Here is a 15,658-nt window from a genome sequence, read left to right as displayed (position 1 = left end):
AGCACTTCTTAACGGGCGCTCAGCTTGTTACCGTGCCGATCATGCGTGCCGCCTTCGCCTCCCGCTTCGACGACGCCGATCCGCTCGCCGCGCTCACCGTCGGTGAGCAGCCCGAGCCGACCCATCCGGCCGACGACTGGGTGACCGTGCAGTTGCGGGCCACCTCGCTCAACCACCACGACCTCTGGTCACTGCGCGGGGTGGGGCTGACCGAGGCCCAGCTGCCGATGATCCTCGGCTGCGACGCGGTCGGGCTGGACCCGGAGGGGCGCCCGGTGGTCGTGTACCCGGTGGTGGTCACTCCGGGTGACCCGCGCGGCGTCTCCATCCTCTCCGAGCACTTCTCCGGGACGCTCGCCGAGCGTGTCGCCGTACCCCGATCGAACCTGATCCCGCTGCCCGACGGCATGGCGGCGACCGACGCGGCGTGCCTGCCCACGGCCTGGCTGACCGCGTGGCGGATGCTGACCACCAAGGGCCGCGTCGCGGACGCGGACAGCGTGCTGGTGCAGGGCGCGGGCGGCGGCGTCGCCACCGCGGCCGTCGCGCTCGCCGTCGCGATGGGCAAGCGGGTGTACGCGACCAGCCGCGACGCCGCCAAGCGGGAACGGATCACCGCCCTCGGCGCCACCGCCGTGGAACCCGGCGCCCGGCTGCCCGAACGGGTCGACGTGGTGATCGAGACGGTCGGCGCGGCCACCTTCGACCACTCGCTGAAGTCGGCCGCGCCGATGGCCCGGATCGTGGTCTCCGGCGCGACCGCCGGGCACGAACCGGCAGTCAACCTGCGCCGGGTCTTCGCGATGCAGTTGGAGATCCTGGGCACCTCGATGGGCACGCCCGGCGAGCTGTACGAGCTGCTGGCGTTCTGTTCCGACAACGAGGTGCGCCCGGTGGTGGACAGCGTCATCCCGTTCAGCCGGGTCGAGGACGCCTTCGCGCGCATGCACTCCGGCGACGCCTTCGGCAAGATCGTCATCGACCACGAGGCCTGACGGCTACAGGTGGTCGTCGAAGGTGGCGATGTCGCCGCGCGTCGCGTCGGTGTGGATGCGCTTCTTGGCCGCCGCGTCGCCGTACAGCGACCAACGGAGGAACTCGACGGACGTGTCCGAGACCACCCGCAGCGTCGCGCCGTCGCTGAGCAGCGCCCGTCCGTGGTCGCCCTTCGGCAGGCTCAGCATCGCCTTCGGCCAGGGCACCTTGTCGTACGCGGCCTTACCCGCCGCGTACTCGACCACCTCGTCCAGCTCCCCGTGCACGAACAGCTGCGGTGCGGACGCGCCGGCGAACGCGGTGCCCACACCGAGCGCCGTGCCGGCGAACACCACGCCCGCGTCCAGCCGTTCGTCGCGGCTGGCGGTGAAGAGGCCGATGGTGGTCACCCCGCCCGCCGAGTGCCCGGCCGCGGCCACCCGGTCGGCGTCCAACCGGCCGCGCAACGAGTCGCCGGCCTTGCCGTCCAACGCCAACACCTGGTCCAACGCGTACGACACGTCGGCCGGCTGGTTGAGCACATCGAGGACGTTGCCGTCCGCGCCCCGGGAGGTGTGCGGGAAGGTCGGCGCGGCCACCACGAAACCCGCCGCCGCCCACCGCGTCAGCAGCGTGGCGTAGTCGTCCGGTCGGCCGCCGAGGCCATGGCTGAACATCACCACCGGAAACCGGCCGCTCGCGGCCGAGGCCGACCGCTTGGCCGCACCGCCGGCCTCCCCGGCCGCCGGGTACCAGAGCGTCACCGGCAGCGCACGGCCGTCCCGGTCCAGCTTGAGTTGGCGTACGCCGACCGCGAAGGCGCGCTGCGGGGCGGTCCCGGCAGGGACCTGCGGTGTCGGCGTGGCGGCGGGCTTCGGCTCGGCCGGCGGCGTCTGCCAGCTTTCGCTCGGGCGGGTGGCCGCTGAGCAGCCGACCAGACCGGCCATGAGCACGGTACTGGCGATCAGTGCGGAAGTGGCGCGACGCGACATGAATCAGATTGTGCCTCCTCCGGCCGGCCCGACCGGCATCCTTCGGCGCGCTGTGCCCGCCCGATCACCGGGCGCTGCGCAGCCGGCCTCAGGCCGCGGCGCGTTCGGCGAGGGGGCGCCGCCGCCGTGCGGTGTCGGTCAGTGAACGCGGAGGGAAGGCGGCGTTGGGGTTGTACCGGTTCGTCCCGGGCGGCACGATCTCGTCGATCCGGTCGAGGGTCGCATCGTCCAGGGTGAGCGTGGCGCCCTTGAGCAGATCCTCCAGTTGCTGCATGGTCCGCGGTCCGATGATCGCCGAGGTCACGGCCGGATGGGCCACGGTGAAGGCGATGGCGAGCTGCGGAAGCGTGCAGCCGATGCTTGCGGCGAGGTCGACGAGCTGCTCGACGATGTCGAGCTTGGCGGCGTTCTCGGCGATAGCGGGATCGAACTGTGCCGGCCGGAGTACCGCACGCCCGGTCGACAGGTCGATGGGCTGGTCCCTGCGGTATCTGCCGCTGAGGAACCCGAAGGCGAGAGGGCTCCAGACCAGCACTCCCATGCCGTAGCGCTGGCAGACCGGGAGGGTGGAGGTCTCGACCCCGCGGGCCAGGATCGAGTACGGCGGCTGCTCGGTGCGCAGCCGCCCGAGCCCGCGACGCTCGGAAACCTGGTGCGCCTCGACGATCTCCTCGGCGGGGAACGTCGAGCAGCCGAAGGCGCGGATCTTCCCCTCGCGGACAAGGTCGGTGAGCACCGAGAGCGTCTCCTCGATGTCGGTCGAGGGGTCGGGACGGTGGACCTGGTAGAGGTCGATCCAGTCGGTGTTCAGACGCCGGAGGCTCCCCTCGACCGCCTTGAGGATCCAACGCCGCGAGTTGCCACCCTGGTTGGGGCCTTCGCCCATCGGAAAGTGCACCTTGGTGGCGAGTACGACGTCGTCCCGGCGCCCCCGCAGCGCCTTCCCGACGATCTGTTCGGACTCACCGCCGCCGTACATGTCTGCGGTGTCGACGACGTTGATGCCCTGGTCGAGAGCCATGTGGATGATGCGGACACAGTCGTCGTGGTCGGGGTTGCCGACGGCACCGAACATCATGGTCCCGAGACACTGGGTGCTCACCTCGATGCCGGTGCCGCCGAGGGTGCGATAGCGCATGCCGATGCTCCTTGGCTGATTCAGTAGCGATCTGCGCGCACCCTAGGAGCTAGAGTCGGCTCTAGGTCAACCCTCGCTATCCTGCTCGGCATGGCTGAGGTCACCGCGACTCTGAGCATCGGACAGGTCGCCGAACGCACCGGCTTGAGCGTGCACGCACTCCGCTTCTACGAGCAGGAGGGCGTCTTCGTCAGCCCCGTACGCCGCGGATCCGGCGGGCGTCGCATCTACAGCCAGGATGACGTCGACTGGCTGACCGTCTGCATCATTCTCCGCGCCTCGGGGATGCCGCTTCCCGCGCTGCGCCGGTACGCCGACCTCGTCCGGGAAGGCGCCGGTAACGAGGAGGAACGCCTCGCGCTTCTCCTCGAACACCACGTGCGCGTCACTGACCAGATCGGCAGGCTCACCCAGTGCCTGGACCTGATCACCTTCAAGGTCGGGGTGTACGAGGACCTGCTCGATCAGGACCAGCGCCCAGCCGAACCAGATCGTCGGCGTCCTTCGGTCGGCGGGGACGTTCCGGCATCCACACCGGGTACATCTGCTTGAACTCGATCTGAGCCGCCACCGAGATCGTCGGCACGCTCAGCGAGCCGATCCGGCCGGGTGGCGCGTCCAGCATCCCGGCCGGCAGCGGGGTGCCGGCCCAGGACCCGGCACCCACCGTCGGTCGACCGGCGTCGTCCCGACCCAGGTACGCGAAGCTGACCTCCACGTCGGCGATGAACAGGTCCAGTTGCAGCTCGACCGGCATCCGGGGGTCGGGGCGCCAGCCCCGGGCCAGCAGCAGGGCCGCCAGCCGGTCCGCGTCCTCCCGCCAGCAGTACCAGTCGACGTCGACGTGGGGGCGGGTCACCGTGCCGAGGTGGAAGTCCATCGCCCAGCCACCGCGCAGCCACACCGGGATGTCGGCCGTCCCGGTCACCGCGACCACCTCGGCGATGCTCGCGAACTGGCGGTGCGCGAGATCGTCCACCGGGCCACCGTACCGGCGCGGCGGCATCAGCGGGCTGGCCGGGACTCGTAGCTGGTCAGCGTGGCGGTGCGGGCGTCGGCGGGGAGGCGGGCACCGGCCGCCTTGTCGCCGTAGAGAGTCCAGCGGAGGAAGTCGGTGGTGGTGGCGAGGACCGGGGCGAACCCCGGGTTGCCCGGCGTCAGGTACGCGCCGTGGTCCTGCCCGAGCAGACTGAGGAACGCGGCCGGCCCGGGGGTACGCCCGTACGCCGCCCGCCCGACCGTCACCGGCACCACCGCGTCGGCCGTGCCGTGCACGAAGAGCACCGGTGCGGCGGGCCCGGCGAAGCTGCCCGGCAACCCACCCCCGGCGATCACGATCCCGGAACGCAATCGGGTCGGGTGCCCCTCGCTGAACATCCCGGAGGTGGTGAAGCCGCCCGCCGAGTGTCCGGCGGCCGCGACCGACGTCAGGTCCAGGTGGCCGGCGAGCGGATCCTCGCGGTCCCGGTCGAGGCGGCCCAGGTGTCGGATCAGCCGCCAACCATCGGCGGGCTGGTTGCGCACATCGGCCCGGGTGAAGTGGGCGGCACCCTGTCGGGTGTGCGGGAACGCGGGAGCGGCCACCACGAAACCGGCCGCCGCCCAGCGGGTGGTCAGGCCGGCGTGCAGGTCGGGCCGGCTGTGCAGCCCGTGGCTGTAGACCACCACCGGGAACCGCCCGGCGGCCACCCCGTCGGTCGACGCCGGATACCAGATCGTCACCGGCAGGGGGCGCGCCGAGCGCGGATCGAGGGTGAGCGTACGCACGCCGACGGCGTACGACCCCTCGGGCGCTCGACGCGCCGACGGCGGCCCGCTGGACCCGCCCGCCACGGCCGTGGCCGGCGCGCAGCCAGCCAGCAGAGCCGTCACCAGTACGGCGATCAGCCGTGCCGCCCCCATCGTTCCACGGTAGGTGCCCGGGTGGGCGTAGCCACCCCACCGTCCGGCCCAGCCGCACCCGCCACCCGGGCGGTTCACCTCCGCCGGCCGGGTCCAACCCGGGACGACGTGGGCCGGGGGCGGTGCAGCGGAGCCGGTTTCGCTAGGGTCACCGGCATGCCTGACAACTACACCGACCCCAGTGGCAACACCGAGGCGTTCCGCGCCTTCAGCCAGACGCCGGAAGCCGCAGCGCCGGCGGAGGCCCCGTCCCGCACCCCTCTGATCGTCGGTGCGGTGGCGGCCGTCGTGCTGGTGGTGGCTCTCGTCGCCTGGCTCGCCTAGGCATTCGGGCCCGCACCGTCCGATCGTCAGCGGCCGCCGACCACGTCCCGGGCCTCCCGCGCGATCTCCCGTTCCTCGTCGGTGCGGATGACGCAGACGCTCACCTCGGCGCCCTCGGGCGAGATCAGCCGGTCGCCGTCGCCGTCGTTGCGGGCCTCGTCCACGGCGATGCCCAGCCGCCCCAGGCCGGCCAGCGCGGCGGCCCGGACGGGGGCCGCATGCTCACCGACTCCGGCGGTGAAGGTGATCGCGTCGACCCGGCCGAGCAGCGCGTAGTACGCACCGACATATCCGGTGATGCGCCGGCAGTACACGTCGAAGGCCAGCTCCGCTGCCGGGTCCCCGGCCGCCCGGCGCTGGAGCACCTCGCGCATGTCGTTGACGCCGGTCATTCCCAGCAGGCCGCTGCGGTGGTTGAGCAGGTCGTCGATGTCGTCCACCGACAGCCCACCCTCCCGGCGCAGGTGGAAGATCACGGTCGGGTCCAGGTCGCCGCTGCGGGTGCCCATCACCAGCCCCTCCAACGGGGACATGCCCATCGAGGTGGCGACGCTGCGACCGTTCGCGACCGCGCAGGCGCTGGCCCCGTTGCCCAGGTGCAGGGTGATCGTGTTGAGCTGCTCGTACGGGCGGCCCAGCAGTTCGGCGGTGCGGCGGGACACGTACGCGTGCGAGGTGCCGTGGAAGCCGTACCGGCGGATGCCGTACCGCTCGGCGGTGTCCCGGTCGATCGCGTACGTCGCGGCGGCCTCCGGCAGGGTGTGGTGGAACGCGGTGTCGAAGACGGCAACCTGCGGGACGTCCGGTAGCGCCGCGCGGGCCACCTCGATGCCGGCCAGGTTGGCCGGGTTGTGCAGCGGGGCGAGCGGCACCAGGTCCTTGATCGCGGCGAGCACCGCGTCGTCGACCAGCACCGGGGCGGTGAACTTCCGTCCACCGTGGACCACCCGGTGCCCCACCGCCGCCAGCCCGGTCAGGTCCAGCCCATCCAGGATCTGCCGGACGGCACTGGTGTGGTCCGCCGGGCCACCGCCAGGCTCACCGATCCGCTCGACGGTGCCCTGGTCGAGCACCCGGTCGCCGTCGTAGCGGCGCCACTTCACCGACGACGACCCGCAGTTGAGCACCAGCACCCGACTCATGAGGCCTCCTCGGTGGCCGCCTGGATGGCGGTGATCGCCACGGTGTTGACGATGTCCGGCACGGTGGCGCCACGGGACAGGTCGTTCACCGGTCGGCGCAGGCCCTGCATGACCGGGCCGACGGCGACCGCCCCGGCGGAGCGCTGCACCGCCTTGTACGTGTTGTTGCCGGTGTTCAGGTCCGGAAAGATGAAGACCGTGGCCCGACCGGCGACCGTGCTGCCCGGCAGCTTCGTCGCCGCCACCGCTGGGTCGATCGCCGCGTCGTACTGGATCGGCCCCTCGACCAGCAGGTCGGGCCGGCGCTCCCGGACCAGCGCGGTGGCCGTGGCGACCTTCTCCACGTCCGCGCCCTCGCCGGAGCTGCCGGTGGAGTACGACAGCATGGCCACCCGGGGTTCGATGCCGAACCGGGCGGCGGTGTCGGCCGACGAGATCGCGATGTCGGCGAGCTGGGCGGCGTCCGGGTCGCGGTTGACCGCGCAATCGCCGTAGACCAGCACCCGGTCGGCGAGCAGCATGAAGAAGACGCTGGACGCCACCGAGACCCCCGGGACGGTACGGATGATCTCGAACGCCGGTCGGATGGTCGCGGCGGTGGTGTGCGTGGCGCCGGAGACCATGCCGTCGGCCCGTCCGGTGGCCACCATCAGCGTGCCGAAGTAGTTGGCCTGGGCCACGATGTCGTGCGCCAACTCGGCGGTGATGCCCCGGTGGGCGCGCAGCCGGGCGTACTCGGCCGCGAAGTCGTCCCGCCACCCGCTGGTGACCGGGTCGACGACGTGCGCGTCGCCGAGGTCGATGCCCAGCTCGCGGGTCCGCCGGGCGATGTCGTCCGGCCGGCCGAGCAGCGTCAGCTCGGCCACCCCACGACGGAGCAGGATCTCCGCCGCGCGCAGGATCCGCTCCTCGGTGCCCTCCGGCAGCACCAGGTGCCGGGGCTGCGAGCGGGCCCGGTCGATCAGCTCGTTCTCGAACATCAGCGGGGTGACCCGCGCCGACCGGCTGACCCGCAGCCGGCGGGCCAGGTCGTCGGTGTCCACGCAACGCTCGAACGCGCCCAGCGCGGCCTCCACCTTGCGGGGATTGGCCGCGCTGGGCCGACCCTCGATGCGACTGGACGCGGCCACCGTGTCGTAGCTGTCGGTCCGCACGGACAGGACCGCCAACCCCGTGTTCAGCCCTTCCACCAGCCGCATGACCCTGGGGTCGGGCTGCTCGCCGAGGGTGAGCACCAGCCCGGCCACCGACACCTGACCGGCCACGTGCGCGGCGCTCGCGGCGACGAGCAGGTCGGCCCGGTCCCCGGGGGTGATCACCAGGGCGCCCTCGGTGAGGTGGCCCAGCAGGGTCGGCACATGCGCCGCGCCGACCACGAAGTCCAGCACGTCCCGGCTGAGTGCCGCGTCGTCACCGGCCAGCAGGGTGGCGCCGAGCGCCGCCGCCACCTCGGCCACCGTCGGCGCCGACACGCTCGGCACCTCCGGGATGGCGTACGCGGGCACCGGCAGGTCGGGCAGCGTCATCGGCCCGGGCACCCGGTTGGCGATCACCGCGAGCACCGTCGCACCCAGGTCGGCCAGATCGTGGTACGCCCCACGGACCGCCGCCGCGACCGCGGCTGGCTCCTGCCCGAAGCCGTCCACCACCGGCACCACCACGCTGCCGAACTCGGTAGCCAGTCGGGCGTTGAAGGCCAACTCCCGGGGATGGGCCGGGTCGCCCGGGTCGTCGAAGTCGCTGCCCACCACGACCATCGCCGGGCACTGCCGCTCCACCGCCCGGTAGCGCTCGACGACCGCGGAGATGAGCTCCTCGCGCCGGCCGTCGGCGACCAGCGCTGCGGCCTCGGCGTAGCTCGCCCCGGCCAGCTCAGCCAGCGGCACCTCGACCCGGTAACGCTCGCTGAGCAAGGCGAGGATCGGGTCCGGGCCGGTGTCGGCCACCAGTGGCCGGAACACGCCGATCCGCCCGACCTGGCGGGACAGCAGTTCCGCCAACCCGAGGGCGATGGTCGACTTGCCCCCGCCCGAACCGACGCTGGTCAGATACACGCTGCGAGCCACAACCCCACCCTAGAAGATCACCGCCTGACCCGCCCGGGTCCAACGACCCTGCTGGTCGCGGCAACCTCGCCGGCGGGTCCGACGGTGCGGTCGGCGTCTCATCTGTTGAACGAGAAGAGAACCGAGAAAGTCTCATGTCTAGACTCCCGTTCCATGACTGCCGGGCGCGTGAGCAGCGACGATACGCCGACCGGGAGGTCGGCGCCCACAGGCATGGTCGGCGGGGCCCCGGCCGGACCGGCGGCACCGATCGACGAGCCGACCACGTTGATCAGCCGGCCCGACGACCCCACCGCGCTGATCGCCGCCGTATCCCGGCCGCCGCCGGTGTTCGTCGACCCCAGCGGCCGACGCCGCTCCCGGCTGCGCTGGCTCGCATACGCAGCCGGTCTGCTGGGCCTGATCTACACCGGGCTGGTGGCTGTCAGCTTCGCCGGCGGCATGGTGGAACCGCACACGGTGCTCCCCTTCGTGGACGAGGCCGAGCAGCCTGAACGGTCCCAGTCGCCGCAGACCGAGGCGATCACCACCGTCCCCGAGCCGTCGACGGCCGTCCCCCGTACGCCGGCGGCCACCATGGCCCCCACCGTCGTCCCGGCTACCCCCCGCTCGGTCGCCCCCACCCGGTCACCGAGCGCCACCCGCTCGCCGAGCGGCAGCCCCGCCAGCGCGCCGACCCCGCCCAGGCCGACGCCGACCGTCTCGGTGGCGCCGACGCCCGCCGTCTCACCCTCGACCGAGGACCCGCCGCCCCCGCCCGCCGCCCCCGACGACCTGCCCGACGAGGCCGACCCCGCCGATGGCTGAGCCGCCGATCCCACTGGGCCGTCGCCGCCGGGCCGTACCACCACCGCGCTGGATCCTGCTGGGCATGCTGCTGACCGTCCTGGCCTGCGTGCTCCTCGTCAACGCGTACGCCAACGCGTCCTTCACCCCGGACCACCAGCACAGCAACCGGGGGCAACGCGACGTCCCCACCTCGATCGTGACCGGCGGACCGATCATCAGCGCCAACAGCGAGCAGGTCCGCTCCTACCGGCTGCCGGACCGGACGATCGCGCTCACCTTCGACGACGGCCCCGACCCGGTCTGGACCCCCGAGGTGCTGCGCGTCCTGGACCACCACCAGGTCAAGGGCACGTTCTTCGTGCTGGGTGCACAGGCCGCCCGGCACCCCGACGTGGCCCGGGACCTGGTCGGCAGAGGCCACGAGCTCGGTGTGCACACGTTCACCCACCCCGACCTCGCCGAACTGTCCGGATGGCGGCGAGACCTGGAGTACGCCCAGACGCAGCTCGCCCTGGCAGCCGTCACCGGCGTGCGCACCTCGCTGGTCCGGTTCCCGTACTCCTCGCATGCCGACGCGATCGACAACGAGGACTGGCCGGTGTTGACCGCCGCCGGCGACCTGGGCTACCTGACGGTGCTCAACGACACCGACAGTCAGGACTGGGCGCTGCCCGGCGTAGACAAGATCGTCGAGAATGCGACCCCGAACGGCACATCGGGCGCCATCACCCTCTGGCACGACGCCGGCGGCGACCGGGCACAGACCGTCGCCGCCCTCGACCGTTTCATCCCGATGATGAAGGAACGGGGATACCGCTTCGTCACCGCTACCGAGGGAGTGAACCTCGCCTTCACCGCCGCAGGTGTCGACCACCGGGTGGACTCCGGTGCGGCCGCCGCCGCCGGGGACCGCTGGCGCGGCCGGATGCTGGTCTGGGCGGTGCGGGGCGCCGACCACGTGCTGAACGCGTTCGGGATCCTCTTCGTGGTCGTCGGCGTGCTCACGCTGGGACGTACCGTCGTGCTGTTCCTGCTCGCCGGGCGGCACGCCCGCCGCCGTCGAGCCAAGGACTGGACGTGGGGGCCGCCGGTCACCGCCCCGGTGTCGGTCATCGTCCCCGCGTACAACGAGAAGGAGGGGATCGCCGCGGCGGTCCGCTCACTGGCCGGCGGCGACCATCCCGGCGGGATCGAGGTTCTCGTCGTCGACGACGGCTCCACCGACGGGACCGCGGACATCGTCGACGCACTCCGTCTGCCCAACGTCCGGGTGGTCCGCAAGCCCAACGGCGGCAAGCCCAGCGCGTTGAACACCGGCGTGGCGCTGGCCCGGCACGACCTGATCGTGATGGTCGACGGGGATACCGTCTTCGAGCCCGACGCCGTCCGCCGGCTCGTGCAGCCCTTCGCGGACCCGCAGGTGGGCGCGGTGGCCGGCAACGTGAAGGTCGGCAACCGGCGCAGCCTGATCGCCAAGTGGCAGCACATCGAGTACGTCATCGGGTTCAACCTGGACCGGCGTCTCTACGAGACGTTGCGCTGCATGCCGACGGTGCCCGGGGCGATCGGCGCCTTCCGGCGGCAGGCGCTGCGCTACGCCGGTGGGATGACCGATGACACCCTGGCCGAGGACACCGACATCACCATCGCCCTCGGCCGGGCCGGCTGGAAGGTCGTCTACGAGGAGACGGCCCGCGCCTGGACCGAGGCGCCGACGAGCATCGGCCAGCTCTGGAAACAGCGCTACCGGTGGAGCTACGGCACCATGCAGGCGATGTGGAAGCATCGCCGCTCCGTGTTCGACCGGGGCGCGTCGGGCCGGTTCACCCGGCGTTGCCTGTTCTTCCTCAGCCTCTTCGGGGTGCTGCTGCCGCTGTTCGCGCCGGTGATCGACCTGCTGGCCCTGTACGGCCTGTTCTTCCTCGACCGGACCGCCACGGCGGTTGCCTGGCTGGTCATGCTCGGCGTGCAGCTGGTCACCGCAGTGGTGGCGTTCCGGCTGGACCGGGAGAAGCTGGGGGTTCTGTGGGTGCTACCGCTCCAGCAGTTCGTCTACCGGCAGTTGATGTACCTGGTGATGATCCAGGCGGTGGTCACCGCGTTGACCGGCGGCCGGCTGGGCTGGCAGAAACTGCGGCGCACCGGCCTGGAACCGGCTGCCTCCCGGACCGCGGGTTAGCTTTCAACTCCCGCCGCGCCACCGGCCACCGGGTGGCTCCTCAGTCCTCGTCGATGTCGTCAAGGCGAGCCAGCCAGGTGGCGAAGCGCTCGATCGGCGTCTCGAACTCGGGATTGAGGTCGACGAAGTCCCGCAGCCGCTCGCCCAGCCACTCCAGGGAAACCTGCTCGTCACCCCGACGCTCGACCAGTTCCTCGATCCCACGATCGGTGAAGTACATGACTACGTCCTCTTACGTCGGCACCGGGACCCCGCCGATCTAGGGCACGTGGCGGTCAATCGATCTCCGAACACGACGATAAGCCCTAGATCGGCGGGGGAAAGGGGGCGGTCCCGTTCTCCGCGGGGCGGGGAACGGGACCGGCGGGCAGGTTATGGGCGGGGGAGGGCTGCCTCGATCAGCGCGTTCAGCTCCACCTCGTGCGTCTTGGCGGAGCCGACCGCCGGGGCCGCCGCCGCCGGGCGGGAGATCCGGCGCAGCCGGACGTCGGTGAGGTGCTCCAACAGGTTGAGCGCCACGAACGACCAGCCGCCCTGGTTGGCCGGCTCCTCCTGCACCCAGGCGAAGTCCTCCGCGTTCGGGTACTGCGCGAGGGCGGCCCGGATCTCCTCCACCGGCAGCGGGTACAGCTGCTCGATCCGGATGATCGCGGTGTCGGTGACGCCGCGATCCTGGCGGGCCTGGAACAGGTCGTAGTAGACCTTGCCGGAGCAGAGCAGCACCCGCTTCACCGCCTCCGGTGCCGGGGCAGCCGTGTCCTGCAGCACCGGCTGGAAGGTGCCGGTGGTGAAGTCCTCCACCGACGAGACGCAGAGCTTGTGCCGCAGCAGCGACTTCGGCGTGAACACCACCAGCGGCTTGCGCTTGGGCGACAGGGCCTGGCGGCGCAGCAGGTGGAAGTAGTTCGCCGGAGTGGTCGGGATGGACACCCGCATGTTGTCCTCGGCGCACATCTGCAGGAACCGCTCCGGCCGGCCGGACGTGTGGTCCGGGCCCTGGCCCTCGTGGCCGTGCGGGAGCAGCAGGGTGATGGCGGAGCGCTGGCCCCACTTCACCTCGCCGGAGGAGATGAACTCGTCGATCACCGACTGGGCGCCGTTGACGAAGTCGCCGAACTGGGCCTCCCAGGCGACGAGCGCGTTGATGTTCTCCACCGAGTAGCCGTACTCGAAGCCCATCGCCGCGTACTCGCTGAGCAGCGAGTCGTGCACGAAGAACCGGGAGCGCTCGCCATCGCCGGTGAGCGACTTCAGCGGCAGGTAGTCGTCGCCGGTGCGGGAGTCGACCACCGAGGCGTGCCGCTGGACGAACGTGCCGCGCCGGGAATCCTGCCCGGCCAGCCGGACGGTGATCCCGTCGTGCAGCAGCGACCCGAGCGCGATGATCTCGCCGTAGCCCCAGTCGATGTTGCCCTCGACGGACATCTTGGCCCGCCGGTCGAGCAACTGCTGGATCCGCTTGTGCGGGGTGAAGCCCTCCGGCAGGTTGACGTGCGCCTCGCCGATCGCCTTCACCACGGAGACATCGGTAGCGGTGTCGACCTGCGGCTCCGGCTCCTCCTCGCGGCGCGGCCGGTTGAGCTGACGTGGTGCCGAGGCGGCGTCCCGGGTGGCCTTGAAGACCTTCTCCAGCTGCGCCTGGTAGTCACGCAGCAGCTCTTCCGCGTCTTCCACGGTGATGTCGCCGCGACCGATCAGCTCCTCGGTGTAGAGCTTGCGCACCGAGCGCTTCGAATCAATGATCTTGTACATCTGGGGGTTGGACATCGACGGGTCGTCGCCCTCGTTGTGTCCGCGCCGGCGGTAGCAGACCATGTCGATCACGACGTCCTTGTTGAACGTCTGCCGGTATTCGAAGGCCAGCCGGGCCACCCGGACCACGGCCTCCGGGTCGTCGCCGTTGACGTGGAAGATCGGCGCCTGGATCATCCGGGCCACGTCGGTGCTGTAGAGGCTGGATCGGCTGTACTCCGGGGCGGTGGTGAAGCCGACCTGGTTGTTGACCACCACGTGCACGGTGCCACCGGTGCGGTAGCCGCGCAGCTGCGACAGGTTGAGCGTCTCGGCGACCACACCCTGTCCGGCGAAGGCGGCGTCACCGTGCACTGCCAGCGGCAGCACGGTGTAGCCCTCCAGCTTGAGGTCTATCCGGTCCTGCTTGGCCCGGACGATGCCCTCCAGCACCGGGTCGACAGCCTCCAGGTGCGACGGGTTGGCCACCACCGACACCTTGACCGCGTGCTCGCCGTCGGGGGTGGTGAACTTGCCGTTCTGGCCCAGGTGGTATTTCACGTCGCCGGAGCCCTGCGTCGAACGCGGGTCCAGGTGGCCCTCGAACTCCGAGAAGATCTTCTCGTACGGCTTGCCGACGATGTTGGCCAGCACGTTGAGCCGACCCCGGTGGGCCATGCCGATGACGACCTCGTCCAGCCCGTTCTCGGCGGACGACTCCAGCACCTCACCGAGCAGCGGAATCAGCGACTCGCCGCCCTCCAGCGAGAAGCGCTTCTGGCCGACGTACTTGGTCTGCAGGAAGGTCTCGAACGCCTCGGCGGCGTTGAGCCGGTTGAGGACGTGCTTCTGCTCGTCGGCGGCCGGCTTCTCGTACTTGCGCTCGATCCGCTCCTGGACCCAACGCCGCTCCTCCGGGTCCTGGATGTGCATGTACTCGATGCCGACGCGGCGGCAGTATGAGTCGCGCAGCACGCCGAGGATCTCGCGCAGCTTCATCCGCTGCCGGCCGGCGAAGCCGTTGACCGGGAACTCGCGGTCCAGGTCCCAGAGGGTGAGCCCGTGCTGGAGGACGTCCAGGTCGGGGTGCTTGCGGATCTTGAATTCCAGTGGGTCGGTGTCGGCCATCAGGTGACCGCGCACCCGGTACGCGTGGATCAGCTCGTGCACCCGGGCGGTCTTGTTGATCTGGCCCTCGGAGTTGACCGCCACGTCGCGCATCCACCGCACCGGCTCGTACGGGATGCGCAGCGAGGTGAAGATCTGGTCGTAGAAGCCGTGCTCGCCAAGGATCAGCTCGTGCATCACCTTGAGGAACTCGCCGGACTGCGCGCCCTGGATGATCCGGTGGTCGTACGTGCTGGTCAGCGTGATGATCTTGCTGACGGCCAGCTCGGCCAGGGTGGTCTCGGACATGCCCTGGTAGGGGGCCGGGTATTCCATCGCGCCGACGCCGATGATCGCGCTCTGCCCCTGCATCAGCCGCGGCATCGAGTGCACTGTGCCGATGCCGCCCGGGTTGGTCAGCGAGATCGTGGTGCCGGAGTAGTCGTCCATGGTCAGCTCATTGCGCCGCGCCCGCCGGACCACGTCCTCGTACGCCTGCCAGAACTGCCGGAAGTCCATCTTCTCGCAGCCCTTGATGGAGGGGACCACCAGGTTGCGGCTGCCGTCCGGCTTGGCCAGGTCGATCGCGATGCCGAGGTTGACGTGTGCCGGGCGGACCACCGCCGGCTTGCCGTTTGCCTCGGCGAAGGAGTTGTTCATCTCGGGGTGCTGGACCAGCGCGCGGACCATCGCGTAGCCGACCAGGTGGGTGAAGCTGACCTTGCCACCGCGCCCTCGGGCGAGGTGGTTGTTGATCACGATGCGGTTGTCCACCAGCAGCTTGGCCGGGACCGCGCGAACGCTGGTCGCGGTCGGCACACTCAGCGAGGCGTCCATGTTCTGGACGATCTTCGCGGCGACACCGCGTAGCGGAGTGGTCTGCGGGCCGTCGGCACTCGACGCGTCGGGCTTCGCGGCCGGCTTGGCCGGTGTGGCCTTCTCCGGTGCGGCCTTGGCCGTGGTGGGCGCGGCGGCGGGCTTGGCCGGTGCCGACTGGGCGGCGGCCGGCTTGCTCGTGGTCTTCGGCTGCGCCGTGGCGCTCGGCTGGCTGACCTTGGCGGCTGCCTCCGGCTGGCCGTCCGGCTCCGGCGGGGCGGCCGGCTTGTCCGACGCCTCGGCCCCACGCGGTGTGCCTGCGCCCGGCGCCGGGCGGTAGTCGGCGAAGAAGTCGTGCCAGGCCGAATCGACGCTCGTTGGGTCGGCGAGGTAGCGCTGGTACATCTCCTCGACGATCCACTCATTCGGGCCGAAACCCGCTAGTGGGTTCTCCTGCGAAGTCTGCTGGGTCGACACGGCCGGTAATCGCCTCTTTC

13 protein-coding genes are annotated in these 15,658 nt (G+C 71.2%); 5 read left to right on the top strand and 8 right to left on the bottom strand.

Translation table 11 applies throughout. The features are described from left to right. The first annotated feature begins 32 nt into the window (after nt 1-32). The gene (locus PCA76_RS27570; RefSeq protein ID WP_272613360.1) at nt 33-995 is read left to right on the top strand and encodes a zinc-binding dehydrogenase; all 963 of its coding nucleotides are present in this window, start codon (nt 33-35) and stop codon (nt 993-995) included. Nucleotides 996-998: 3 nt separating this feature from the next. On the opposite strand, the gene PCA76_RS27565 is transcribed toward PCA76_RS27570, so the two are convergent. Beyond that, complete coding sequence (locus PCA76_RS27565) at nt 999-1,967, bottom strand: alpha/beta hydrolase family protein (protein WP_272613359.1); 969 nt, start codon at nt 1,965-1,967, stop codon at nt 999-1,001. Between the two features lie 88 nt (nt 1,968-2,055). Beyond that, nucleotides 2,056-3,105, bottom strand: a complete 1,050-nt coding sequence (locus PCA76_RS27560; protein WP_272613358.1) for an aldo/keto reductase — start codon at nt 3,103-3,105, stop codon at nt 2,056-2,058. A gap of 90 nt (nt 3,106-3,195) precedes the next feature. Here PCA76_RS27560 and PCA76_RS27555 point away from each other — a divergent pair, with 90 nt between their 5' ends. After that, entirely contained in the window at nt 3,196-3,657 is a 462-nt protein-coding gene (locus PCA76_RS27555; protein ID WP_272613357.1) for a MerR family transcriptional regulator, read from the top strand. Here PCA76_RS27555 and PCA76_RS27550 read toward each other — a convergent pair. After that, nucleotides 3,539-4,084, bottom strand: coding sequence for a nucleotidyltransferase domain-containing protein (locus PCA76_RS27550; RefSeq protein WP_272613356.1), 546 nt, complete (start codon nt 4,082-4,084; stop codon nt 3,539-3,541). The genes PCA76_RS27555 and PCA76_RS27550 overlap by 119 nt on opposite strands. Nucleotides 4,085-4,110: 26 nt before the next feature. Further along, nucleotides 4,111-5,007 carry an alpha/beta hydrolase family protein gene (locus PCA76_RS27545; RefSeq protein ID WP_272613355.1) on the bottom strand — a complete coding sequence of 299 codons (897 nt, stop codon included), beginning with the start codon at nt 5,005-5,007 and terminating at the stop codon, nt 4,111-4,113. Between the two features lie 156 nt (nt 5,008-5,163). On the opposite strand from PCA76_RS27545, the gene PCA76_RS27540 reads away from it, so the two are divergent. Continuing rightward, a complete protein-coding gene (locus PCA76_RS27540; RefSeq protein WP_272613354.1) occupies nt 5,164-5,331 on the top strand; it encodes a hypothetical protein in 168 nt (55 codons plus the stop codon). 26 nt (nt 5,332-5,357) lie between these two features. Here the strand turns inward: PCA76_RS27540 and PCA76_RS27535 are convergent, their stop codons facing one another. Together PCA76_RS27535 and pta are read right to left on the bottom strand one after the other, a co-directional pair. Further along, nucleotides 5,358-6,473 (bottom strand): acetate/propionate family kinase, encoded by a 1,116-nt coding sequence (locus tag PCA76_RS27535; RefSeq protein WP_272613353.1) that lies wholly within the window; start codon nt 6,471-6,473, stop codon nt 5,358-5,360. Beyond that, nucleotides 6,470-8,539 (bottom strand): phosphate acetyltransferase, encoded by a 2,070-nt coding sequence (pta, locus tag PCA76_RS27530; protein ID WP_272613352.1) that lies wholly within the window; start codon nt 8,537-8,539, stop codon nt 6,470-6,472. The genes PCA76_RS27535 and pta overlap by 4 nt, the downstream gene beginning before the upstream one ends. Nucleotides 8,540-8,692: 153 nt before the next feature. Between pta and PCA76_RS27525 the strand changes: the two genes are divergently transcribed. Both PCA76_RS27525 and PCA76_RS27520 read left to right on the top strand, forming a co-directional pair. Next, entirely contained in the window at nt 8,693-9,346 is a 654-nt protein-coding gene (locus tag PCA76_RS27525) for a hypothetical protein (protein ID WP_272613351.1), read from the top strand. Further along, nucleotides 9,339-11,507 carry a bifunctional polysaccharide deacetylase/glycosyltransferase family 2 protein gene (locus tag PCA76_RS27520; RefSeq protein WP_272613350.1) on the top strand — a complete coding sequence of 723 codons (2,169 nt, stop codon included), beginning with the start codon at nt 9,339-9,341 and terminating at the stop codon, nt 11,505-11,507. Before PCA76_RS27525 ends, PCA76_RS27520 begins: the two co-directional genes overlap by 8 nt. A gap of 40 nt (nt 11,508-11,547) precedes the next feature. Here PCA76_RS27520 and PCA76_RS27515 read toward each other — a convergent pair whose 3' ends face one another. Together PCA76_RS27515 and PCA76_RS27510 are read right to left on the bottom strand one after the other, a co-directional pair. Then, nucleotides 11,548-11,727 carry a DUF6104 family protein gene (locus PCA76_RS27515; RefSeq protein ID WP_272613349.1) on the bottom strand — a complete coding sequence of 60 codons (180 nt, stop codon included), beginning with the start codon at nt 11,725-11,727 and terminating at the stop codon, nt 11,548-11,550. Between the two features lie 152 nt (nt 11,728-11,879). Next, nucleotides 11,880-15,638, bottom strand: a complete 3,759-nt coding sequence (locus PCA76_RS27510) for a multifunctional oxoglutarate decarboxylase/oxoglutarate dehydrogenase thiamine pyrophosphate-binding subunit/dihydrolipoyllysine-residue succinyltransferase subunit (protein ID WP_272613348.1) — start codon at nt 15,636-15,638, stop codon at nt 11,880-11,882. Nucleotides 15,639-15,658: the final 20 nt, after the last annotated feature.

This window comes from Micromonospora sp. LH3U1 (assembly GCF_028475105.1).
GTDB lineage: Bacteria > Actinomycetota > Actinomycetes > Mycobacteriales > Micromonosporaceae > Micromonospora.
The sequence above is the reverse complement of the archived record's forward strand: the minus strand, read 5'-3'. Positions and strand labels throughout refer to the sequence as shown.